This is a genomic window from uncultured Jannaschia sp. (genome assembly GCF_947494025.1).
In the GTDB taxonomy this organism is placed as follows: Bacteria; Pseudomonadota; Alphaproteobacteria; order Rhodobacterales; family Rhodobacteraceae; genus Jannaschia.
Window position 1 is genome coordinate 182,341 of the sequence record NZ_CANLTQ010000003.1, and the last position, 23,088, is coordinate 205,428.

Sequence of the window (23,088 nt, forward strand, 5' to 3'; positions counted from 1 at the left end):
GGTCGGCGGCGCCCATGCCACGAGGGCTAGCATGGACGCCGCCGGTCGCGCCAGATCAGAAGCCGCCGGATCGCAGGCCCTCGGGCTGTCCGACGACGACGAAGTGGAGGGACTCCGGCTGCAGCACGCGAGCGGCCACGCGGCGCACGTCCTCCTGCGTCACCGCCTCGATCCGGTCGTTCCGGGTCGCGATGTAATCGATCGGCAGGTCGTTCGACTGCATGCCCACGAGGATCGAGGCGATCCGCGAATTGCCGTCGAAGCGCAGCGGATAGGCGCCGGTCAGGTAGGTCTTGGCGGCGTCGAGCTCCTCCTCGGAAACGCCTTCGGCCGCCAGCCGGGCCCATTCGTCGCGCACGATCCGCACCGCCTCGGCGGTCTTGTCGTTCGACGAGGAGAACTGGCCCATCACCTGCGCGGCAAGGTCGCGGGGGACGAGGTCGGTGCCGATCCCGTAGGTCAGGCCGCGCTTCACGCGCACCTCCTGCATCAGCCGGGAATCGAAGCCGGCGCCGCCCAGAACCTCGTTGAGCACATAGGCCGGAAAGTAGTCCGGATCGTCGAAGGCGATGCCCTCGTGGCCGAACAGGACCACCGATTGGGGCGAGGGGAAGTCCACCACCGTGACGCCGCCGGGCAGGTCGTAGCTCGCCTCCGGAACCTCCGCACCGTCGCTTTCGGGCAGGTCGCCCAAAAGGCGGTCGAGCAGCGGGCCGAGTTCCTCGGCGGTGATGTCGCCGGTCACGCCGACCAGCGCGCGGTCGCGGGTCAGGGCGCGCTCGTGAGCGTCCCGCAGGTCTTCGATGTTGAGCGCGGCCACGGTTTCCGGCGTGCCGTCGAGCGAGGTGCCGTAGGGATGGCCGGGGAAGGCCAGCGCCGAGAACGTGTCCGAGGCGATCGCGCCCGGGTCGCTCGCATCGGAGGCGATCGAGGCCAGGACCTGCGCCCGCACCCGCTCGACGGCGTCCATGTCGAATCGCGGATCGAGCAGCGCCTCGCGCAGGAGGTCGACGCTTTCCTCCCGGTTCTCGGACAGGAATTGCAGGCCGACCGAGACCGAATCGTTGGCCGCGTCGAAGGACATCCGCGCGGCCAGCTCCTCCGCCCGCTCCGCGAAAGCCTGGGCGTCGCGCTCGCCCGCGCCTTCCTCCAGAAGCGACATCATCAGGTTGGTCGCGCCACGCTTGCCCGGCGCATCCTCGTTGGCGCCACCCTCGAACAGGATGTCGATGGCGGTGAACGGGATCGAAGGCTCCTCCACCAGCCAGGCGGTGATGCCGCCGGGCGAGACGACCTCCTGGATTTCCACCTCGGCCAGGGCCGGGACGGGCAGCAGGGCGGCGGTCAGAAGGGCGAACATGCGGGTCATTGAATGGGCTCCGGGGCTTCGTCGTTCGTGTCGGCGGCGGGCTGGGCGGCGGCGGGGTCGGGCGCGGCGTTCTCCGCCCCCTCCGTCGCGGCGGGCTTCGAAAGGTAGCCGGTGACCGAGCGGTCGAGGTCGAAGACCTCGCGCGCGGCGGCGAGCACGTCCTCCTCGGTGACCGCCTCGAGGGCGCGCGGCCATTCGGCGACATCCTCGACCGTCAGGCCGCTGGTGACGGCCGCGCCGTAGTCGCGGGCGCGGCCCTGCAGGCTGTCGCGGCCGTAGATTTCGGAGGCGCGGACCTGCGACTTGATGCGCTCGAGCTGCGCCGGGTCGATGCCGTCATCGAGGAGCTTCGCGATCATCCGGTCCATGTCGGCCTCCGCCTCCTCGAGGGTGCGGCCGGGGCTCGGCATCACCAAAAGCCCGAACGTCGTGTCGTCGTAGCGAGTGCCGTCGTAGAAGGCCGAGGTGTAGAGCGCCGTGCCCTCCTCCTGCTCCAGCGTGCGTCCCATGACCGAGGTCTGCGAGGAGCCGCCGAGCAGATCGGCCAGCACCGTCAGCGCGGCGGCCTTCTCCTGCGCGCCGGCGTCGCGCTCGGGGGCGAGATAAGTGCGCAGGACGTAGGGGTTGGACACGCGTCCGTCCTCGTAGCGCAGGCGACGCGGCGCGATCTGCGGCGGTTCTTGCGGACGTTCCCGGGGGGCGAGCCCCTCCGTCGGGGCGAGCGGGCCGTAATGCTTCCTGGCCAGCCGCTCGACCTCGGCGGGATCGATATCGCCCGCCACGACAAGCGTCGCGTTGTTGGGGGCGTAGAACGTGCGATAGAAGTCGAGCGCGTCCTCGAGCGTCAGTTCCTCCACCTCCTGGCGCCAGCCGATGATCGGCATGCGGTAGGGATGGTTCAGGTACTGCGCCGCGTTCCGCATCTCCCCGAACAGCGCGCCGGGATTCGACTCGGTGCGCTGCGCCCGCTCCTCGAGCACCACGTCGCGCTCCGTGAGCATGTCCTCGTCGTCGAGGACCAGGTCGCGCATCCGGTCGGCCTCCATCTCCATCATCAGCTCCAGCCGGTCGGAGGCGACGCGCTGGAAGTAGCCGGTGTGGTCGTCGCTGGTGAAGGCGTTGTCGGTCCCGCCCTGCGCCGCGACGACGCGGCTGAACTCGCCGGGGGCGAGGTCGTCGGTGCCCTTGAACATCAGGTGCTCGAGAAAATGCGCGATGCCGGACTTGCCCGGCGGCTCGTCCGCGGCGCCCACGTCGTACCAGACCATGTGCACGACGACCGGGGCGCGATGATCCTCGATCACGATCGCGTCGAGGCCGTTCTCGAGCGTGAAGGTCGTCACCCCTTCGTCCTCCGGGGCGGCGGCGTCGGCGGGGACATCGCCGGTCTGCGCGAGGGCGGGGGGGACGGCGGTCGGGCTGGCAAGAAGCGCCGCGACGGCGGCGACGAACAGGGGCTGGCGCAAGGCGATCTCCGTAGGACAAGCGGAATTACGCCGGACATACGCCCGCCCCGCCCCGATTTCAAAGTCCGTGACGTCGCGTTCGCGTGACGACCCCGTGATGTCCGGTCGCTCAGTTCCCGGCTGGATCCGGGGGCGCCGCGACCGTCCTGACGCCGGCCTGGCGCAGCCGCCGCAGCTCCGCGTACTGGTCCAGCGATTGCCGGGCATAGGCCTGGTAATAGACGTTCAGGTTGAACGCCCGTTCCAGCAGGCGTCCATCGTTGGCTTGCCGGAAGGCGAGGTCCTCGGCCGCGAGCTGGCCGCGGATGCCCGGCTCCACGCCGTAGCGCGACACGGTAGAGACGAGCGCGCCGTCGGCGCCGGTTCCGCCGGCCGGATTGCCGCCGAGCGCCGCGACCGCCTCCGACAGCGGCGCCCGGTCGGTGCGGTTCGGCCCGCCGGGCGTGGGCGGCGGCAGGGCGGCACGGTCCGGCGGCGTTTCGAGCGGACGCGCGGGCAGGATCGAAAACTCGTCGGGCGTGCGGTCGGCCTTGCGGAGGTTGAAAAGCTTCGGCGCGCCGCCCCCGCAGGCGGAAAGCGTCAGCGACAGCACAACGGCGCAACCCAGCCTCGCGATCATTCCGTCGATCCTCCTGCCCTTCGACGCCCCGGTCCTAGCGCAAGCCCCGGCCCGCGTCACGGGGTCTTGGCCCCACGCTCGTCGGCCCAGAGGACGAGCCCGCCCGCGCCGGCGAAGATGAAGACGTCGGCGAGGTTGAAGGCGTAGGGATTGTGGATCCCGCAGCAGGACATGTTGAGGAAGTCCGCCACCGCGCCGTAGACCACGCGGTCGAGCGCGTTGGCCAGCGCCCCGCCGATCACCAGCCCGGCGGAGACATGCGCCAGCGGCCGGGTGAAGTTCCGCGACCAGCGAAACAGGACGACCGTCACGATCACCGCCACCGCGACCAGAAGCCAGCGCGCGCCGGCGCCGTGAAGAAGGCCGAAATTGATCCCCTCGTTCCAGCCCATGCGGAAGGTCAGGAACGGCGGCGCCACCGGCAGGACCAGCCGCGACTTCAGGTCGAGGAGGTGGACGACGAGGAGTTTCGACGCCTGATCCGCGAGAAAGGCGGCGAGCGCGGCGAGCCAGAGCGTGCGCATCAGTGCCGGAAGTGCCGCATGCCGGTGAAGACCATGGCGAGGTCGGCCGCGTCGGCGGCGGCGATCACCTCCGCGTCGCGCATGGAGCCGCCCGGCTGGATCACCGCCTTCGCCCCGGCCTCGGCCGCGGCCATCAGCCCGTCGGGAAAGGGAAAGAACGCGTCGGAGGCCAGAACGGCGTCGCGCGCCGGCGTGTGCGACAGGTTCAGCGCCTCGGCCATGTCCTCCGCCTTCCGTGCGGCGATGCGCGAGCTGTCGACCCGGCTCATCTGGCCCGCACCGATGCCGACGGTCGCCCCGTCCTTCGCATAGACAATGGCGTTCGACTTGACGTGCTTTGCCACGCGCCAGGCGAAAAGCAGGTTGCGCATCTGGTCGTCGTTCGGCGCGCGTCGGGTCACGACGCGAAGGTCCGACGGCATGAGCCGCCCGTTGTCGTGGTCCTGCACCAGCCAGCCGCCCGCGACCTGCTTCATCGCGCGGCGGGGCGCGTGGGGATCGGGCAGGGTGCCGATGGTCAGCAGGCGCAGGTTCTTCTTGCCGGCGAAGACGGCGCGCGCCTCCTCCGTCGCGTCGGGGGCGACGACCACCTCGGTGAAGATGCCCGCGATGGCCTCCGCCGTCTCCGCGTCGAGCGGGCCGTTCAGCGCGACGATGCCCCCGAAGGCGGAGGTGCGGTCGCAGTCGAAAGCCCGCCCATAAGCCTCGGCCAGCGTCTCGCCGGTGGCGACGCCGCAGGGATTGGCGTGCTTGATGATCGCCACGGCGGGACGGTCGAACTCGGCCACCAGCTCGATCGCGGCGTCGGTATCGGCGAGGTTGTTGTAGCTGAGTTCCTTGCCTTGATGCTGCGTCGCGGTCGCCACGCCGGGCCGGCCGCTGCCGTCGCTGTAGAAGGCGGCCGACTGGTGCGGGTTCTCGCCGTAGCGCAGCGGCTGGCGCAGGCGGGCCGCGGCGGCGACGCGGCGGGGCGCTTCCTCCCGCGCGGTTTCGAACCGTGCCATCCAGGTCGCCACGGCGGCGTCGTAGGCGGCGGTGCGCCCGTAGGCGATGGCCGATTGCCGCTGCCGGAAGGCGAGCGTGGTGCCGCCCCCGTTCGCGTCGAGTTCCGCGAAGAGGGCGTCGTAATCCTCGGGGTCGGTGACGACGCAGGTCCAGGCCTGGTTCTTGGCGCCCGCGCGGATCATCGCCGGCCCGCCGATGTCGATGTTCTCGATGCAGGCGGCCTCGTCGGCGCCGGAGGCCACGGTCACCTCGAACGGGTAGAGGTTCACCACGAGGAGGTCGATCGGCGCGATGCCATGCGACTCCAGCGCCGCCGCGTGGTCCGGTTCGTCGCGCAGCGCGAGCAATCCCCCGTGCACCTTCGGATGCAGCGTCTTGACGCGGCCGTCCATCATCTCCGGGAACCCGGTCAGGTCCGCCACGTCGCGCACGGCGAGCCCCGCCGCGCGGAGCGCCGCGGCCGAGCCGCCGGTGGAGACAAGCTCCACCCCCCGCGCGGACAGCGCCTGGCCCAGGCGGGCGAGCCCCGTCTTGTCGGACACGGAGATCAGCGCGCGCTTCAGGGGGATCGTCGTCATCGGGGGCGTCCTTCGGGCAGGTCAGGATTCGGCGTCGTGCGGCGGCTCGGCTTCGCGCAGCCGCGTCAGGGTCCATTCGATGGTCGCCGCATAGGACACGACGCGGTCGGATAAAACCACCTGCAGCGCGGGGCGCGGCTTCGGGCGATCCGGCTCCAGATAGACCGAGGGCGCGAGCGCGAGCGCCGCGTCCGACCCGGTGCGGAAGGTCCAGACGGCGCCCGTGGGCAGCGTGATCGCCACCGCGCGCGCCGCTTCGTCGAGAGAGGCGGCCGTGTCCGGATGCAGGTGGAAGCGGATGTCGAAGGCGACCCCCGTCGCCTCCGCCCGCGCCAGATCGAGCCGCGTCCGGTCCGCGCCGCCCATGGCGCGCAGGCTGTCCTCGCCTTCGAGGGTGAGGCCGTCCTGCGAAAGCGCGAGCCGGCGCAGATGGGTCAGCCCGTGGCTTGGCCCGTATCCGTCGTGCCGCGCGAGCAGGATGGCGGCGCGGGCCGTGTCGGCGCGCTGGCAATCCACGCGGCCGGGGATCTGCACCAGCGGGGCGATGCGCCGCCGCCCGAGCGGGATCAGCGCGCCGACCCGGGCCGAGGAATGTCCGTCCAGACCCAGCGACGAATGCGACGCCGTCGCCCGCCCGGCGCGGTGCCAATCCGGCCCGTGCGCGCCGCCCGGCCCGCAATTGACGACAAGGGGCGCGTCGCCGTCGGTCATCTCGAAGGCCAGCGTCGAGGCATGGGCGGACCCGGACTGCGCGCCCGTGGGCGGCGGCGCGGCGTCCACGATCAGCGTCGTCCGTCCCCGCGCGATCGCGGCGAAGCCCATCGCCTGCGCGTCGTCGCGGCGGCCGTCGATGCCCGTGGCCGCCAGCACCCGTTCGAGCCGGCCCGGCCGGCCGCGGCCACCGCCGTGGAACCGCGCGAGGCCCCCGTCGGAATGGGTCAGCGCGCGGAGCGTCGGCGCGATCCGCCCCTGCGCCGCGCGCAGGGCCACCGGCACGTCGGACCGGGCGCGGAACCCGTCGACCGTCCAGTTCAGGAGCATCGCCATCTCGAGAAGCGCTTCCGGGTTGCGCGCGCCGATCCCGCCATCCGCGCCCACGTCGCGCTCGACCGTCTCGACCAGCGCGACCGCCGCCTCGCCCACGAGCGACGACATGCCGCGAAGCGAGAGGCCGGCGAAGAGGAGGCCGGTCAGCGCCTCCATCCGGGCCAGCCCGGCCGGCGCCTCGGACCAGTCGCGCCGCAGATGCGTGGCCTGCGCGTAGAGCGCGTCGAGATAGACGGCCCGCGCCCGCGGCTCCAGCCCCGGCAGCAGGACGGAGGCGTGGTCGATCTGGCGCAGGAGGCGGCGGCCGGTGAGCGAGGCATCCCAGCCCGGTCCGCGTCCGCCGCGGAACCGCCGCATCCAGTCCAGCGTCCAGCCCTGCGCCTTCGTTACCGCCTCGGTCGTGCCGAGCGCCACGAGGTCGTCGAGCCATCCCTGGCCGTGAAGCTGCATCTCGAACGGGGTGGAGGGCGGCACGATGTCCCAAGGGCTTCCGTCGGGCGCGTCGACGATTTGTCCGGCCATGTGCCACAGCCCGCCGACGATCTGGCGCCCGCGTCCGGGCGTGCCGCTTTCGCGGGGGGCGGGGTGCCAGACAACGTCACGGTCGCGCGGCGGGCGGAACAGGCGCAGGGCGAGCCTGCGCCGCCACCTTTCGCGGATCCCCTGCGCGCTCATCGTCCCGTCCCCGCCGGCCGGCCGGATGTGCCGCCGGGCTCGCGACGACGAATAGGCCCTGCCTCGTCCGGTGTCACGCGGGCGTCATCCGGGCCTTCGCAGCACGGCCATGTAGAAGCCGTCCATTCCACCCAGCCCGGGCCAGAGATCGGGCAGGAGGCGCAGCCCGTGGGCCGAGGCGGCCTCGATCGGCAGGCCGAGCGCGACCGGGTCCGGCGCGTCCGCCGCGAGGCCCGGATGCCGCTTCAGCGCCGCGCTCGCCTGATGCTCGCCTTCCACCGGCAGGAGTGAGCAGGTGCAGAAGACGATCCGCCCGCCGGGACGCGCGAAGCCGATCGCCCGGTCGAGCAGGCGGTATTGCAGCGCGGTCAGCGCCTCCAGGTCGCGCGCCTCGCGCAGATGCGGCAGGTCGGCATGGCGGCGGATCGTGCCCGTCGCGGTGCAGGGCGCATCGAGGAGGACCGCGTCGAAGGGCGCCTGCGGGGTCCAGTCCAGCGCGTCGGCCTCGACCGGTTCGGCGGCGAGCCCGGTCCGCGCGAGGTTCTCCCGCAGGCGGGCGAGCCGGGGCCCCGAAAGGTCGAGCGCCGTCACGTCCGCCCCGGCGGCGGCGAGCTGCATCGTCTTGCCGCCCGGCGCGGCGCAAAGGTCGAGCACGCGCAGCCCGGCGACGTCGCCCAGAAGGCGCGCGGGCATGGCGGCGGCGGCGTCCTGCACCCACCAATCGCCCGCCTCGTAACCCGGCAGCGTCGAGACCTGGCCGCCAGCCAGTCGGAACGATCCGGTGGGCACCCGCTCCGCCCCCTCCACCGCGAGGCCCGGCTTCGCGGTCAGGTCGAGCGGCGCGGGGACCAGATGCGCCGCCTCGATCGCTTCCAGCCGGTCGCGGCCCCACGCCTTCGCCATCGGCTTGCGAAGCCAGGCGGGCAGGGCGGGGGCGGGCAGCGCGGCCCATTCGTCCCGCGCCTCCGCGAGCTTGCGCAGCACGGCGTTGACGAGCCCGGCCTGCTTCGTTGTCTTCGGCGAGGTGCGCGCCATCGCGACCGCGTCGTTGACCACGCCATGGGGGGCGGCGCCGTCCTCGTGGATTTCCACCAGCGCCAGCCGCAGGATGTCGCGCACCCGCGCCGCGGGCTGCCGCTCCACGTGGCGTTTCAGCAGCGCGTCGGCCCGCCCCATGTGGCGCAGCGTCAGGCCCGCGAGGCGCAACGCGCGCGCGGCGTCCGGCCCGGTCAGCCCGCTTTGCCCGTCGCGCAGCATCCGGCCGTCGCGCAGGACATGCGCCAGAAGGCGAAGCGTGCCCATGCGGGCGGAAAGGCTGTCGGACGGCACTGTCATCGCGGGGATCCTTGGCAGAAAGGCGTTCGCGACGTATATGCGTTTGGTCCAACCGGCAACCGACGAGGAGTCCCGCCATGGTCGCCCGCATGTCCGTCGATCCCTCCGCGCTGCCCGAGGCCGCGCCCGACGCTCCGGCCTGTCCCACGACGCCGCGCGACCGGGGCGTCGATCTCGCGCCGCTTTCCGCCGAGGCGGAGGCCACCCGCCGCGCCGCGCTGCCCGAGGTGGCCCGGCGCGCGCTGGAGGAAGCCGAGGCGCGGCAAGCCGGGCAGGTGACATTGCCACCCGAACTCGGCGGCCGCGCCGGGCCGGAGCCGGTCCGCTACGGCGACTGGGAGCGCAAGGGCATCGCCATCGACTTCTGAGACGTTCAGCGCAGGTTGAGGACGTCGCGCATGTCGTAGGCGCCCGGTGCCCGGCCCTGCGCCCAGAGCGCGGCCCTGAGCGCGCCGCGCGCGAAGACCGAGCGGTCGGAGGCGACGTGGCGCAGGACGAGACGTTCGCCCGCGCCGGCGAAGATCACGTCGTGTTCCCCCACCACGTCGCCGCCCCGGATCGCGGCGAAGCCGATGTCGCCGCGGGTCCGCGCGCCGGTGATGCCGTCCCGGCCCCGGTCGGCAACCTCGCCCAAATCGACGCCCCGCCCCTCGGCCGCCGCCTCGCCCAGCATCAGCGCGGTGCCGGAGGGCGCGTCGACCTTGCGCCGGTGATGCGCCTCGACGATCTCGATATCGTAATCGGCGTCGAGCGACGCGGCCACCTGCCGGACGAGCGCGGTCAGCAGGTTGACGCCGAGCGACATGTTGCCCGCCCGCACCACCACCGTCCGCGTGCCGGCGGCGTCGATTGCGGCGATGTCCTCCAACGAGAGTCCCGTCGTGCCCACGATATGCGCGGTGCCCGACGCGGCGCAAAGGCGCGCCATCGCGACCGTGGCGGCGGGCGTCGTGAAGTCGATCACCGCATCGGCGCCCGCGACGAGGCTGCTCGGATCGTCGGTCACCGGCACGCCGATCTCCGCGCCGCCCGTCGCCGCGCCGAGGTCGCGCCCGGCCCAGTCGTGGCCCGGCGCCTCCACGACGCCGGCGAGCCGCATCGCGTCGGAGGCCCGCGCCAGATCGCACAGCATCCGCCCCATGCGGCCCGACCCGCCCGTCACCACGATCGCCGGTTTCGCCATCTCGTCCTCCGTCCTCCGGGTTCCTCTTGGTGGAACGATCCGGCCCGTGCAACGCTTGCGCTCCGGGGGGCGGGCAAATATCCCGCCCGTTCCGAACAGGAGGTCGGCATGGCACGATCCAGACACGAGGAAGGCCGCGGCCCGTCGCAGCGGCAGCTGCGGGTGGGCGAGCTCATCCGGCGCACGCTGTCGGACGTGCTGATGCGCGGCGACATCCACGACCCCGAGCTCGAGGGGATGTCGATCACCGTGGGCGAGGTGCAGGTGACGCCGGACCTGAAGATCGCCACCGCCTTCGTCCTGCCCCTCGGCGGGCGGGACCGGGAGAAAGCCATCGCCGCGCTGAAGCGCAACAAGGGCGAGCTGCGCCGGGCGATCTCGAAGGACATGACGCTGAAATTCGCACCCGACCTGCGGTTCCGCATCGACGAGACCTTCGATCGGATGGACGCGACCCGCGCGATGTTCGCCGACGAGACCGTGCGCCGCGACATCGAGGCGCCCGACGAAGACGGCGACGAATGATCCGGCTGGCCCTTCTCTGCCTTGCCCTGACGATGGTGGCGGCCGGCACGGCCCGCGCCTGCGAGAGCGTGACGCATCGCGACCGCGCCTTCACGATCTGCACGGTCGATCTGGCCCGCCAGGCGATCTCGCTGCATCTGCTCGGACCGGACGGGGCGCCGCTCGGCGAGTTCGCCGCGCTCGAGCGGGCGATGGATCGGCCCGTGACGCTTGCGATGAACGGGGGCATGTACCATCCCGACCGCAGTCCCGTCGGCCTTTACGTCGAGGACGGGCAGCAGGCGACGGATCTCGTCACCCGGGCCGGGCCGGGCAATTTCGGGATGCTGCCGAACGGGGTCTTCTGCATCCGGGACGACCGTGCCGACGTGATTGAGACGGGCGCCTTCGCGGCCGATCCTCCCGCTTGCCGCCATGCGACGCAATCCGGGCCGATGCTGGTCATCGACGGCGCGCTGCATCCGCGCTTCCTGCCCCGCTCGCCCTCGGCCAAGCGGCGCAACGGGGTCGGCGCCTCGGAGGACGGGCGGGAGGTTCATTTCGTGGCCTCCGACGGCCTCGTGACCTTTCACGAGATGGCGACGCTGTTTCGCGACGTGCTGGGTGTGCGGAACGCGCTCTATCTCGACGGTTCGATCTCGCGGCTGCACGTCCCCGCGGAGGGACGTTCCGATTCCGGCCGCGCGATGGGGCCGATCCTCGCCGTGACGGAGCGCTGAGATGGCGCGGCGGAAGCGCGGCAATCCGGTCCACGGCTGGCTCGTCGTGGACAAGCCCGCGGGGATCGGCTCGACGCAGGTCGTGGGCAAGGTTCGCTGGGCGCTCGACGCGCAGAAGGCGGGCCATGCCGGCACCCTCGATCCGGACGCGACGGGCGTGCTCGCCGTGGCGCTGGGCGAGGCGACAAAGACCGTGCCGCTCGTGACGGACGCGCCGAAATGCTACCGCTTCCGGATCCTGTGGGGGACCGAGACAAGCACCGACGACGCCTCGGGCGAGGTCCTGCAGCGGGCGGAGGCACGACCCGGACCGGCGGAAGTCGAGGCGGCGCTCGGGGCGTTCCGGGGCGACATCCTGCAGGTGCCGCCGCAGGTGTCCGCCGTGAAGGTCGAGGGCGAGCGGGCCTACGACCTCGCGCGCGAGGGGGTCGAGCTGGAACTCGTCGCCCGCCCGCTTTTCGTGGAGCGACTGGAGATGGTCGCCGCGGACAGGGACGGGGCGGAGCTCGAGATGGTTTGCGGCAAGGGCGGCTATGTGCGGTCCATCGCCCGCGACCTCGGCCGGGCGCTCGGCTGTCTCGGCCATGTCGGCTGGCTGCGCCGGGTCTGGTCCGGTCCGTTCCGGGTCGAGGAGGCCGTCGCCTGGGACCGGATCGAGGCATTGGCGCGGACGCCGGACCTCCATGCGCTGGTGCAACCGCTGGAGCTCGCGCTGGCCGACCTGCCGGAACTCGCCGTGACGGAGAATGCGGCCATCCGGCTCGCGCACGGCAATCCGGCCGAGGTCCTGACCGGGGCCGAATACGGCGAGACCTGTTGGGCCTCCGCCGGGGGCAGGGCGGTCGCGATCGGCATCTACCGCGCGGGGCAGCTGCATCCGACCAAGGTCTTCGTCCGCTAGGCTTGCCTGGCGGTCCGCCCGGTGGCATCCCGCGTGGGCCATGATCACGCGCGAGTTTACCAAGGGCGACGCCGCCTCCGTCGCCACCTATTCCGACGATGAGCTCTATCGCTATGACCTCGTCCGCGTCTGGGATCCGGATGGCGCGCGCATCAACTTCGTGATGCTGAACCCCTCCACCGCGACGGAGCTCGCCAACGACCCGACGGTGGAGCGGTGCGAGCGTCGGGCGCGGGCGCTGGGCTATGGCGCGTTCCGGGTGACCAACATCTTCGCCTACCGCGCCACCGATCCGAAGGACATGCGCGCTTGCCCGGATCCGGTCGGCGGGCCCCCGAACGATGCGGCGATCCGCGCGGGGGCGCTTTGGGCCGACCGGGTTGTCTGCGCCTGGGGCGCACACGGGGCGCATCTGGACCGCGGCGCGGCGGTGGAGCGATTGCTGCGCGGGGCGGGCGTGCCGCTGGAGACGTTCGGCCTGTCGAAGCACGGCCACCCGAAGCATCCGCTCTACATCTCCTACGGGGTCGCACCCGCCCTTTGGGAGGCAACGGACTGACGAAGGCGAAGCGGGGCTTTTCTCCGCGGCGCGTCTGCGGTATGGCCGCGCCTCACTCCAAGGGCCCTGCTGGACGACATCCCGGCTCGTGCCATTCCCTGAACCCCGAAGGAGACCCCGATGTCGATCACCGTCGAAGAGAAGAACCGCCTGATCAAGGAATTCGCGACCAAGGAAGGCGACACCGGTTCGCCCGAAGTCCAGGTCGCGATCCTGACGAGCCGCATCACCACGCTTACCGAGCACTTCAAGACCCACAAGAAGGACAACCATTCCCGCCGGGGCCTTCTGATGATGGTCGCGCAGCGCCGGAAGCTGCTGGACTACACGCGCAAGAAGGACGAGGCGCGCTACCAGGACCTGATCAAGCGTCTGGGCATCCGCCGCTGAAGCGAATGACGACCGCGACACGAGACGAAGGGGGCCGCACGGCCCCCTTTTTCGTTCATGGGACATCGTTCCGGACCCATAGCCGTGCCGGCCTGCGTCGGTGGAACCGCGGCGCGCACGGGCACGCCGGCGCGGTCTCTGGCGGGTCGGATGGCGCAAGCTCCCTGTCCGGAACGGGATCGAGGGCGGCGCGGTCTCCGGGTTCAACGGCATGAGCGGGCCGATCCCGTCCGACGCCGCGAGCCCCGGGGCGGGCATCGCCTCCTCCGACGCTTCCGGGTCCGGCCCGGCCGGGGCGGCTTCGGCGACCGCCACGCCGGCGGCGGGCGGCGCCGACGACCTGCAACTGGGTCCCGTCGTCACCGCGTTGGTGGATCACTGCACCGCGAATCCGGATACGACGATGGCGGAGGCCGTCCGATCGGCCCGGACCGCGGGCGGAAACTGATTCCGGCGGCTGCCGAGCGTCGGTCGCTCCGGATCGGGAGGGGATCGCGCGCGCCTTTACCTTTGGGTGGGAAATGGGATATGGCCGCCCAATCTGAGACGTGACGCGTTGGACCCCGGCGTCGTGCGAAGGACAGGGGTCGGCGGCAATGGGGCCGCCATACACACGGAGGACCCGGAGGGCCGGGTGAGCCTCCAGACAGGATACGCAATGTTCAACATCGTGAAGAAAGAGTTGGAGTGGGGCCACGACACCCTCACTCTGGAGACGGGAAAGATCGCCCGTCAGGCCGATGGCTGCGTCGTCGCCACCTACGGCGAGACCTCCGTGATGGCCGCCGTTACCTATGCCAAGGCGCCGAAGCCGGGGCAGGACTTCTTTCCGCTGACGGTCCACTACAACGAGAAATACTACGCCGCGGGCAAGATTCCCGGCGGCTTCTTCAAGCGGGAGGCCCGGCCGACCGAGAAGGAGACGCTGACCTCGCGCCTGATCGACCGGCCGATCCGGCCGCTTTTCGTCGAGGGCTTCAAGAACGAGGTGCTCGTCATCTGCACCGTGCTGAGCCACGACCTCGAGAACGACCCCGACGTCGTCGCGATGATCGCCGCCTCGGCCGCGCTGACGATCTCCGGCGCGCCGTTCATGGGGCCGATCGCCGGCGCCCGCGTGGGTTTCGTCGACGGGGAATACGTGCTGAACCCGTCCGTCGATGACATGCAGGGGCTCAAGAACGATCCCGAGCAGCGTCTCGACCTCGTCGTTGCGGGCACCAAGGACGCCGTGATGATGGTCGAGTCGGAAGCCTACGAGCTTTCCGAGGCGGAGATGCTGGGTGCCGTGAAGTTCGGCCACGAGCAGATGCAGCCGGTGATCGACCTGATCGTGTCGCTGGCCGAGGACGCCGCGAAGGAGCCGTTCGACTTTCAAGCGCCGGATTATTCCGCGCTCTACGAAGCGGTGCGTTCGGCGGGCGAGGGCCGGATGCGCGACGCCTACGCCATCACCGACAAGCAGGAGCGGACGAGCGCCGTTTCCGCCGCCAAGGAGGCGATCCGCGCCGAGCTTGCCGAGGAGCAGCTCGAGGATCCGAACCTCGGCACCGCGCTCAAGAAACTCGAATCGTCGGTCTTGCGCGGCGACGTGGTAAAGAACGGCAAGCGGATCGACGGGCGCGCCCTCGACACCGTGCGCCCGATCGTCTCGGAAGTGGGCCTCTTGCCCCGCACCCACGGCTCGGCGCTCTTCACGCGCGGCGAGACGCAGGGCCTCGTGGTCACCACGCTCGGCACCGGCGACGACGAGCAGTTCATCGACGCGCTGCACGGCAACTTCAAATCGAACTTCCTGCTGCACTACAACTTCCCGCCGTACTCGGTCGGCGAAGTGGGCCGCTTCGGGCCTCCGGGCCGGCGCGAGATCGGCCACGGCAAGCTCGCCTGGCGGGCGCTGCAGGCGGTCCTGCCGTCGGCGACGGATTTCCCCTACACGATCCGTCTGGTTTCCGAGATCACCGAGTCGAACGGCTCCTCCTCGATGGCCACGGTCTGCGGCGCGTCGCTGTCGATGATGGACGCGGGCGTGCCGCTGAAGGCGCCGGTCGCCGGCGTGGCCATGGGCCTCGTGCTCGAGTCGGACGGTGAATACGCCGTGCTGACCGACATCCTGGGCGACGAGGATCATCTCGGCGACATGGACTTCAAGGTCGCGGGCACCGAGGACGGCATCACCTCGCTGCAGATGGACATCAAGGTCGCCGGCATCACGCCCGAGATCATGGAGACGGCGCTGGCGCAGGCCAAGGCCGGTCGCGTCCACATCCTGGACGAGATGTCGAAGGCGCTGACGGAGGGCCGGTCCGAGTTCTCCGCCCATGCCCCGCGCATCGAGACGATGCAGATCCCGACCGACAAGATCCGGGAAGTGATCGGTTCGGGCGGCAAGGTCATCCGCGAGATCGTGGAGACCTCCGGCGCCAAGGTCGACATCAACGACGACGGCGTGATCAAGATCGCGTCCGCCAACGGCGAGGCCATCCAGAAGGCCTACGACATGATCCATTCGATCGTGGCGGAGCCGGAAGAGGGCAAGGTCTACAAGGGCAAGGTCGTGAAGATCGTCGATTTCGGCGCCTTCGTGAACTTCTTCGGCAAGCGCGACGGGCTGGTCCATGTCAGCCAGATCGAGAACAAGCGGCTGAACCACCCGTCCGACGTGCTCAAGGAAGGTCAGGAGGTCTGGGTCAAGCTTCTGGGCTTCGACGACCGCGGCAAGGTCCGGCTCGCCATGAAAATGGTGGACCAGGAGACCGGCGAGGAAAGCGTGAAGGAAGAGGCCGAATAAGGCCCTCTTCCGAACCACGCGGCGAGGGCCCCGGCAGCGATGCCGGGGCCCTTTCGCGTTTCGGGGGCCGTGCTCCGCCCGGCGTTGCCGCGGTTCCACGGTGATCCGCCGCTTTCGTATCGGTTCGAACGAATCGGATGACAGCGGGCCGACAGGCGCGGGACATTCGCCGCGCACCGGACAATTGCCGAAACGAATAATGAACGAGGGTCAACGTGATACAGGAATTCAAGGACTTCATCGCCAAGGGCAACGTGATGGACCTCGCCGTGGGGATCATCATCGGCGCGGCCTTCACCGCCATCGTGACGTCGCTCGTCGAGGATCTGATCAATCCGTTGATCGGTCTCTTCGTCGGCGGCCTCGACTTCAGCAATCTGAGCTTCGGCGTGGGCGAGGCGCAATTCATGTACGGGAACTTCATCACGGCGGTGATCAATTTCCTGATCGTCGCCTTCGTCGTCTTCCTTCTCGTGAAGGCCGTGAACCGCCTGCGGTCGGTCGCCGAGCGTCCCGATGACGTGGCCCCCGACGTGCCCACCGGCCCGTCCGAGCTCGACGTGCTTATCGATATCCGCGATCAGCTCGCCGCCCGCCCGGCTCCGCCGCGCGGCCCCGCCGATCCGGCCTGAGGTCGAAACACGAAAAAGGGGCCCGCGGCGGGTGACGCATTCCGTATGGTGGGAGGCTGATCCGAGGCTCCGGAGTGAACTATGAAAGTCCACGCCTTGTAAGGGCGCGGCCTTATCCTAGCGGTTTCCTCATCGTTCGCGACCGATCTACGAAAATGCGGCAGGTTCCGTCTTGCGTTGCCCTCTCGCTCGTTCGAACCGCGCCCCAAGCTTGGTGCCCATATAAATCCACGGGCGATACAACATCCGATAGATGTCGGGCGGGTCCTGCGTGCCGTCCTTCCGCTTCGTGTAGGCATCCATACCGTGTCGCATGGCCGGCGTCATTCGTGCGCGCGAGCGCCGCGCCCGTGGCGGTAGATCAACGAACTCATCCGTCCCAGGTATTTTAAGGGCGCGCGGTGTCAGCTTCGGAGGATCTATGAGGTCGTCGATCTCCTCGTAGGGACATGCGTAGGGCCGCGGTTCGAAGAAGTTGTAGTGAACGCGGTAGATGTTCAGGAGCGCGATCAGGGTCCTGGGATTGAAGATCGCGCCCTGGATGTAGGAGCCGCCGACGCGGGCACCTCCACTGCCGGCCCGGGCGGCGACGCTCATTCTCTCGCGCAGAGAGTTCATGAAGGAGCTGACCGGCTGAAGCGTGGCCTTGTAGACCCAAGGCGCGAGCTCTTCGCGCAGGTCCTGGCTCAGCTCTTCCTGGTCGAACGGCACCTTCTTCAGCGTCCTGCGCAGGTGGCGTGGCAGCATGGGGAAACCGACGGTCTTGTCGATTTCTCCGCTCGCCTGGGTCGAGGACCGGACCCAGAGCAAAGGGAAGACCTCGGACCGGTAGTTCGAGATCTGGAAATGCGCGGCAGTGCCCCGGAGAGCGGTCTCCATACGGTCGGCGATGAAAGCCTCGCTCACAATCTGCGCATCCGTCCATGGGTCGAAGCGCCCGGCATACATGCCGTCGTTGTGGAAGCGTTTCCGCGCCTTGCGATACTCCTTCACCTTCCCGAGCTTTTCCGGCTTCGTGGCCTTCTTGTTGAATGTCATGGCCAGCCACGCGAACCGGTCCTCCCGGATCTCCTCGTCGAAGATATGCGGCAGCAGGGGCGGCAGGGTCGCCTCCTGTTCCGTGGTCAGGACAATCGACCCGCGCGGGAGCATCTCCTTCAGAAGCGCGAAATGGGCGCCCTTCGTGTAGATATCCTTGGTCGTGACGCCCTTGAACGAGCCACGCTCCTCGGATTCGTCGATCGGAAAGCCGAACCACCCCTCCGAGATCATCCGGATATTGGCAATCATGCCGTTTGTGCGGGCGATCACCTCGTCCTTCTCGGTCCGCTGGCTCTTGTCCTTCTTCGGCATTCGGCGTTTCGCCCGGCTCTGGAATGCCTTGATCTCGTTGACGCAGGCGGCGAAGAACTGCGGTTCGTGATACCGTCCAGTCGGCCGTTGCCAGGAGAATTTCGGGGCCGTTCGCACCTTGCCGTTGGGATACTGCTGTTCGAGGTTCTGCGGCATGCCGACCTCATCGAGGTAGGTGGCGTTGAACATGTCCAGAGGCGTGGCACGCGGGTCGAAGTCGACATCGAGCCGGTAGACATAGCCACTGCGGGCGTCAGCGGTGATCGCGCAGTTGAGTTGCGTGTTCCGTCGGTCTGTCGAGGTCTCCCAGTTCACGGTGAGGACCATGTCGTCGTGGCTGAGAAGGTGCTCGACCGCTTCACCGCTTCGTTCAACCTTGTCCTTCCATCTGCGCAGCATCTCGCGCTCGTAGGCCAGGAAGACTCCTTCGAGGCATTCGATCCGGTCGTAGATCCGAGACATGCCGATCTTCTTGCCGGTTGCGGCGGTCCCGATCATCCGCTGTATGTCGACGATCCCCGCGCTGTTCAGCACCGCCCCGAGTATCCTGAGATTGTCGGCGGTCGTCTTCTGCCCGGCATGGGGTAGCGCGACAGCGAAACGCGCACCCTTCTTCCCCCGGCAGGGCTTGTGAAGCACGCGAAGAGACGAGGGCGTCCTCTTCCTGCGAAGGGGGTTTCCTTCGTGGTCCTTCGATCGCTCGTGGACGCCGTCGAGCGCGAACTCGTCGGGATCATCCAGAAACCGTTTGCCACAGGCTCCGCAGGAGGGCCCGTCGAGAACGCCATTGAAGTTCCTGAGCCTGTCGATCTCCTCTTTGAGGTGATCCGGCGACAGGATCGAGAAGCCGGAGTCGCAGATGCCGCCCTCGTGCGTCTGACCCAGGCACCGGACCGTGCGCTGATCGGACCACACATGCGGGTCGTTTTGGTAGGCGAACACGCGCGAGACGCGGCGATGTTTCTTGTCAGCTCCGGCGAGCTTGTAGGCCCCGGGCCCGTGCGTCTCGACGAGCTGTAGCTGCTCCGGAGAAGCGTCCGGTCGCTTTTCCTTCCATCTCGACATGCGGGCCGCCCGATCGGTCAACTGCTGTCCGATGTTGGAACAGTCCGGGTTCGCGCACGTGTTGATGCGGTGCTCCCCTGCGCCCGGATAGAGCTGCGAGAGCTTGAAGTTGAAAGTTGCCAAGCCTGCCATCAGAACCTCGGATTTCCGCGGCTCTGCCTCAAGTCGTTTTTTGACCAAAGACCAGAAAATCCGCATGAATCGAAGTTAATACGGACATTCGTCCGCGGTCCCACGGTCGCGCGGGGGTCAAGCTTGTCGTCGATGAATATTGGCTGTATCGTAGCAATACGAAGCAGAAATTTTCCCGGGTGGGGGAGTTCTGCCTTCTGCCACGGCTGACGCGACAGTCCGAGAAAAAAGTCTCGGATTTCCGGCCTATTTCTATTGTTCAGGCCCTCAGCAAATCCGCCTAAAATACAATGACCTGCCGCGCGGTGCGCGACAGGTCAGGTTGTTCAGGCCTCCCACCGGACGGAATGCGTCACGCGGCGGGGCCCCTTCGCAACGCGTGCCGTCCGCGTTCAGGCGACCAGCTTCTCCGGTTCGACATGGTCGAGCCCGAGCGCCTCACCCACGGCGCGGTAGGTCAGCTGGCCCGCATGGACGTTGAGTCCGGCGCGCAGATGCGGGTCGTCGGCGCAGGCGCGCTTCCAGCCCTTGTCGGCCAGCGCCAGCAGGAAAGGCAGCGTCGCGTTGCCGAGCGCCAGCGTCGAGGTCCGCGCCACCGCGCCCGGCATGTTCGCCACGCAGTAATGCATCACGCCGTCGACCTCGTAGATCGGATCCTCGTGCGTGGTCGCACGCGATGTCTCGAAGCAACCGCCCTGGTCGATGGCCACGTCGACGATCGCCGCGCCGGTCTTCATGTGCTTCAGGTCGTCGCGCTTCACGAGCTTCGGCGCTGCCGCGCCGGGGATCAGGACGGCGCCGATCACCATGTCGGCGGCCATCACCATCTCGGCGGTGTTGCCGGCGCTGGCATAGCGCGTACTGAAGACCGAGCCGAACGCGTCGTCGAGGTAGCGCAGCCGGGGCAGGGAGCGGTCGAGCACGGTCACGCTCGCGCCCATCCCGGCGGCGATACGCGCCGCGTGCGTTCCGACCACGCCGCCGCCGATCACGACGACCTGAGCCGGGCCGACCCCCGGCACGCCGCCCAACAGGACGCCGCGACCGCCATTGGCCTTCTGCAAGGTCCAGGCGCCGACTTGGGGTGCAAGCCGTCCCGCGACCTCCGACATCGGCGCAAGGAGCGGAAGGCCGCCGTTGCGGTCGGTCACCGTCTCGTAGGCGATGCAGGTGGCGCCGGAGGCGATCAGATCGTGCGTCTGGTCCGGGTCGGGTGCGAGATGCAGATACGTGAAGAGAAGCTGCCCCTCGCGCAGGCGGGCGCGTTCCACGGCCTGCGGTTCCTTCACCTTCACGATCATGTCGGCGGTGGCGAAGACCTCCTCCGCGGTGTCGACGATTTTCGCGCCCACGGCCTCGTACTGTGCGTCCTCGAACCCGGAGCCCGTACCTGCCTTCGTCTCCACAACGACGGAATGACCGTGGGCGATGGCTTCGAGCGCGGCCGACGGCGTCATCCCGACGCGGAACTCCTGCGGTTTGATTTCCTTCGGGCAGCCGATGAGCATGCGTAATCCCCCTTTGAGATGGTCGCGGGAAGTTTAGCCGCGACGATGCGGGATTATCTCGTTATCCTCCTGCCGAGTTTCTTCAATCACGCGGGATCGTTGCGCATGTCGGGCGGAGAGGCGGGAAGAAATCCCGGAACGGGCTACGACGCGACGGATGCGGCGCTCCTCCGGCTCGTGCAGGAAGACGCGCGCCTGACCGCCGGACAGTTGTCCGAACGGCTCAACCTCAGCCCTTCGGCCTGTCACCGTCGCCTGCAGCGTCTGGAGGCGGCCGGGATCGTGGAGCGGACGGTCGCGCTCCTCAATCCCCGGGCGGTCGGCCGGCCGACGACCGTGTTCGTGGAGATCAGCCTCGCCACGCAGGCGGACGAGGTGCTCGACGCGTTCGAGGCGGCGGTGGCCCGCATTCCCGACGTGCTCGAATGCCACCTGATGACCGGCGCCTACGATTACCTGCTGAAGGTTGCCGCGCGCGATTCGGAAGATTTCGCGCTGATCCACCGGCGCTATCTGGCGCGGCTGCCGGGGGTGGCCAAGCTGCAATCCTCCTTCGCGCTCAAGACCGTGTTCCACACGACCGCGCTGCCGGTCTGAGCCCGGCTCCGGGACGGACCGGATCTGTCAGGCCCGCCCCGGCGGAAGCGGTCAGGTGAAGAAGAAGTCCGTCGCGCCGATCTGCTGGAGCTGCGTGTCCTCGATCACGATGGTCGTGTTCGCGAACTCGACGTAAACGTCGCCGTCATTGCGGGAGATATCGAGGTCGCGGAAGCGGTTGGCCCCGCTCTCGATCTCGAACGTGTCCTTTCCGTTCCGGAAGTCGGTGACGAGGTCGCGGCCCGATGCCTTGTCGAAGACGAAGGTGTCCTTGCCGCGATCCCCCGCCAGGACGTCCCGTCCGCGTCCGCCTTCCAGCAGGTCATTCCCGTTGCCACCGAACAGCCGGTCTTTCCCGTTGCTGCCGACGAGGGTGTCGCTGCCGCCCTGACCCTCGAGCCGGTCGTTGCCCCCGTTGCCGAAGAGCCGGTCGTTGCCGCTCCCGCCATAGGCCTTGTCCTTGCCGCCGCCGCCGCGAAGGACGTCGCCGCCGGCCTGGCCCTTCATGACGTCGTTGCCGCCCTGACCCTTCAGGAGATCGCTGCCGGTGCCGCCGATGAGCTCGTCCTTGCCGTTCCCGCCCAGCAACCTGTCATCGCCCCCTCCGCCGAACAGCCGGTCGTCGCCGTCCCGACCGAAGAACCGCTGGATGTAGTCGTTGCCCCTGAACGTGTTGTCGTTGTTGTTGCCGTAAACGATCTCTGGCGTGCCCTCATCGTTGTCGAGGATGGTCGCCGTCCCCCCGCGGGCGGCGGCGATGTCGGGCGGCAGAAAGAATTGCAGCGAGAACGTCTCGGAAATCTCGGTTGCCGTGTCGCCCTTCACCTCGACGCCAATCGAGCCGATGCTCTGGCCCTTCTCGATTTCGAGGGTTCCGTTCGTCTTCTTGAAGTCGTGGCCACCCTTGGCCGAACCCGCAACGGTCCGCCAATTGATCGACAGGTCCCGGGGCGCCGGCGCCGAAAGTTCGACCAAGAAATTCGCCGTCACGCCCTCACCGTTAAGTTCGGCGATCTCCGGGTTCGACACCTGCATGGCGAGGGGCTTGGTCGTGCCGTCGTCGTCGCGGATCCAACCCGTCGCCTCGACGAATTTCACGCCGCCAGGAAGCTGCGCATTGTTCGGCGTGCCGATCTTCACGACTACGCTTTCGTCAGTTTCAGCCTCCGTATCTCCAAGCGCGCGAACATTGATCCGCTCGATCATCTCGCCTGGGCTAAAATAGAGGGTTCCGGCATCGTAGGATCCTCCGGAATATCGGTCCGACGTGCCTTCGGCGAGGGCGGGGGACATGCTCCAGGGCACGGTCACCGTCTCGGAGCTCGGCTCTGTCAGCATGACCGTGAAGGTCAGGTTCCGATAGGAGGAATCGCTTTCCTCGATGGAGGTTCCGGCGACTAGGACGTAGGGCTCGTCGAGGCGGCCATCCTCGTCGATGATGGTCGCTTGTCCGCCGGTGACCTCCGCGATCGAATTCGGGAGGTTCAGCTTCAGGTCAATTTGTTCCAGCGATTCGGCTACGCGGTCGTTCTTGACGTTCACGACGAGGGAGGTCTGGTCCTGTCCGGCAAAGAAACGGACCCGGCCCGAGATGTCGAGGTAGTCGTTCCCCGCCTCCGCGGTTCCGTCGAGCGTGAACGGAATGTTGAGCGTCTCGGTCGCGGGCCGCGATAGCTTCAGGTCGAAGACGGCGCGGCCACCCTCCAGCACCCGCGGACTGCTCACGAAGAGCGAGGTCGGCCGTAAAGTGCCATCATCGTCGTTGATCCAGCCGACAGCCTGTTGCGAGATCGCGCCGTTCTCGAGCTCCGCGTTGATCGGCTGAAAGATCTCCATGACGACGGATTCGTCTGCTTCCGCCGCGAGGTCGCCGAAGGCCCGCATCCTGACCTCTACCTGCGAACGTCCGGCATAGATATAGGCCGTCCCGGACGAGTAGCTGCCGCCGGAATAGATATCAGCCTGACCGGTCGCCGTTCCGTCGATGACCTGCCAAGGAACCCGAATCGTCTCGGTCGCAACCTGATCGAGGGAAATGAGGAATGTGAGGTAGGAATAGGATGAATCAGGCTCGGTGATCGTCGAACCGGAGATGCGCGCAACAGGCATGGATAC

Annotated in this window: 21 protein-coding genes; 10 read left to right on the forward strand and 11 right to left on the reverse strand. The window is 68.8% G+C overall.

The window, feature by feature from the left end; translation table 11 throughout:
• Positions 1 to 55: 55 nt before the first annotated feature.
• The 7 genes from Q1B08_RS07460 to Q1B08_RS07490 all read right to left on the reverse strand — a co-directional run bounded on the left by Q1B08_RS07460 (position 56) and on the right by Q1B08_RS07490 (position 8,618).
• On the reverse strand, positions 56 to 1,369 hold the full coding sequence (locus Q1B08_RS07460) for a pitrilysin family protein (RefSeq protein ID WP_299816713.1): 1,314 nt from the start codon (positions 1,367 to 1,369) through the stop codon (positions 56 to 58).
• Positions 1,366 to 2,712, reverse strand: coding sequence for a pitrilysin family protein (locus tag Q1B08_RS07465; RefSeq protein WP_299816925.1), 1,347 nt, complete (start codon positions 2,710 to 2,712; stop codon positions 1,366 to 1,368). Before Q1B08_RS07465 ends, Q1B08_RS07460 begins: the two co-directional genes overlap by 4 nt.
• 232 nt (positions 2,713 to 2,944) lie before the next feature.
• Positions 2,945 to 3,454 carry a DUF3035 domain-containing protein gene (locus Q1B08_RS07470; RefSeq protein WP_299816715.1) on the reverse strand — a complete coding sequence of 170 codons (510 nt, stop codon included), beginning with the start codon at positions 3,452 to 3,454 and terminating at the stop codon, positions 2,945 to 2,947.
• Positions 3,455 to 3,510: 56 nt separating this feature from the next.
• Complete coding sequence (gene lspA / locus Q1B08_RS07475; protein ID WP_299816717.1) at positions 3,511 to 3,978, reverse strand: signal peptidase II; 468 nt, start codon at positions 3,976 to 3,978, stop codon at positions 3,511 to 3,513.
• Positions 3,978 to 5,561: a bifunctional phosphoribosylaminoimidazolecarboxamide formyltransferase/IMP cyclohydrolase gene (gene purH / locus Q1B08_RS07480; RefSeq protein ID WP_299816719.1), complete on the reverse strand. Its 1,584-nt coding sequence runs from the start codon at positions 5,559 to 5,561 to the stop codon at positions 3,978 to 3,980. The genes lspA and purH overlap by 1 nt, the downstream gene beginning before the upstream one ends.
• Positions 5,562 to 5,582: 21 nt before the next feature.
• Positions 5,583 to 7,283, reverse strand: a complete 1,701-nt coding sequence (locus Q1B08_RS07485; protein WP_299816721.1) for a heparinase II/III family protein — start codon at positions 7,281 to 7,283, stop codon at positions 5,583 to 5,585.
• 84 nt (positions 7,284 to 7,367) lie between these two features.
• A complete protein-coding gene (locus Q1B08_RS07490) occupies positions 7,368 to 8,618 on the reverse strand; it encodes a transcription antitermination factor NusB (protein WP_299816723.1) in 1,251 nt (416 codons plus the stop codon).
• Between the two features lie 77 nt (positions 8,619 to 8,695).
• Between Q1B08_RS07490 and Q1B08_RS22005 the strand changes: the two genes are divergently transcribed.
• Positions 8,696 to 8,986, forward strand: a complete 291-nt coding sequence (locus tag Q1B08_RS22005) for a DUF1674 domain-containing protein (RefSeq protein ID WP_366139987.1) — start codon at positions 8,696 to 8,698, stop codon at positions 8,984 to 8,986.
• A gap of 5 nt (positions 8,987 to 8,991) precedes the next feature.
• Here the strand turns inward: Q1B08_RS22005 and dapB are convergent, their stop codons facing one another.
• The gene (gene dapB / locus Q1B08_RS07500; protein WP_299816725.1) at positions 8,992 to 9,801 is read right to left on the reverse strand and encodes a 4-hydroxy-tetrahydrodipicolinate reductase; all 810 of its coding nucleotides are present in this window, start codon (positions 9,799 to 9,801) and stop codon (positions 8,992 to 8,994) included.
• Between the two features lie 108 nt (positions 9,802 to 9,909).
• On the opposite strand from dapB, the gene rbfA reads away from it, so the two are divergent.
• The 8 genes from rbfA to mscL all read left to right on the forward strand — a co-directional run bounded on the left by rbfA (position 9,910) and on the right by mscL (position 16,318).
• Positions 9,910 to 10,326: a 30S ribosome-binding factor RbfA gene (gene rbfA / locus Q1B08_RS07505; protein ID WP_299816727.1), complete on the forward strand. Its 417-nt coding sequence runs from the start codon at positions 9,910 to 9,912 to the stop codon at positions 10,324 to 10,326.
• Complete coding sequence (locus Q1B08_RS07510; protein ID WP_299816729.1) at positions 10,323 to 11,045, forward strand: phosphodiester glycosidase family protein; 723 nt, start codon at positions 10,323 to 10,325, stop codon at positions 11,043 to 11,045. The genes rbfA and Q1B08_RS07510 overlap by 4 nt, the downstream gene beginning before the upstream one ends.
• 1 nt (position 11,046) lies before the next feature.
• Positions 11,047 to 11,946, forward strand: coding sequence for a tRNA pseudouridine(55) synthase TruB (truB, locus tag Q1B08_RS07515; protein ID WP_299816731.1), 900 nt, complete (start codon positions 11,047 to 11,049; stop codon positions 11,944 to 11,946).
• Between the two features lie 40 nt (positions 11,947 to 11,986).
• Positions 11,987 to 12,505 (forward strand): DUF1643 domain-containing protein, encoded by a 519-nt coding sequence (locus Q1B08_RS07520; RefSeq protein WP_299816732.1) that lies wholly within the window; start codon positions 11,987 to 11,989, stop codon positions 12,503 to 12,505.
• Between the two features lie 120 nt (positions 12,506 to 12,625).
• Positions 12,626 to 12,895 (forward strand): 30S ribosomal protein S15, encoded by a 270-nt coding sequence (gene rpsO / locus Q1B08_RS07525; protein ID WP_299816733.1) that lies wholly within the window; start codon positions 12,626 to 12,628, stop codon positions 12,893 to 12,895.
• A gap of 211 nt (positions 12,896 to 13,106) precedes the next feature.
• Positions 13,107 to 13,343, forward strand: a complete 237-nt coding sequence (locus tag Q1B08_RS07530; protein ID WP_299816735.1) for a hypothetical protein — start codon at positions 13,107 to 13,109, stop codon at positions 13,341 to 13,343.
• Between the two features lie 210 nt (positions 13,344 to 13,553).
• Positions 13,554 to 15,686 (forward strand): polyribonucleotide nucleotidyltransferase, encoded by a 2,133-nt coding sequence (gene pnp, locus Q1B08_RS07535; protein ID WP_299816929.1) that lies wholly within the window; start codon positions 13,554 to 13,556, stop codon positions 15,684 to 15,686.
• A gap of 215 nt (positions 15,687 to 15,901) precedes the next feature.
• Complete coding sequence (mscL, locus tag Q1B08_RS07540; RefSeq protein WP_299816737.1) at positions 15,902 to 16,318, forward strand: large-conductance mechanosensitive channel protein MscL; 417 nt, start codon at positions 15,902 to 15,904, stop codon at positions 16,316 to 16,318.
• A 147-nt stretch (positions 16,319 to 16,465) separates the two neighbouring features.
• Here the strand turns inward: mscL and Q1B08_RS07545 are convergent, their stop codons facing one another.
• Both Q1B08_RS07545 and ald read right to left on the reverse strand, forming a co-directional pair.
• Entirely contained in the window at positions 16,466 to 18,934 is a 2,469-nt protein-coding gene (locus Q1B08_RS07545; protein ID WP_299816739.1) for a hypothetical protein, read from the reverse strand.
• Between the two features lie 326 nt (positions 18,935 to 19,260).
• A complete protein-coding gene (ald, locus tag Q1B08_RS07550; RefSeq protein ID WP_299816741.1) occupies positions 19,261 to 20,376 on the reverse strand; it encodes an alanine dehydrogenase in 1,116 nt (371 codons plus the stop codon).
• 105 nt (positions 20,377 to 20,481) lie between these two features.
• On the opposite strand from ald, the gene Q1B08_RS07555 reads away from it, so the two are divergent.
• On the forward strand, positions 20,482 to 20,973 hold the full coding sequence (locus Q1B08_RS07555) for an Lrp/AsnC family transcriptional regulator (protein ID WP_299816931.1): 492 nt from the start codon (positions 20,482 to 20,484) through the stop codon (positions 20,971 to 20,973).
• Between the two features lie 51 nt (positions 20,974 to 21,024).
• Here Q1B08_RS07555 and Q1B08_RS07560 read toward each other — a convergent pair whose 3' ends face one another.
• The gene (locus Q1B08_RS07560) at positions 21,025 to 23,082 is read right to left on the reverse strand and encodes a Calx-beta domain-containing protein (RefSeq protein ID WP_299816743.1); all 2,058 of its coding nucleotides are present in this window, start codon (positions 23,080 to 23,082) and stop codon (positions 21,025 to 21,027) included.
• Positions 23,083 to 23,088: the final 6 nt, after the last annotated feature.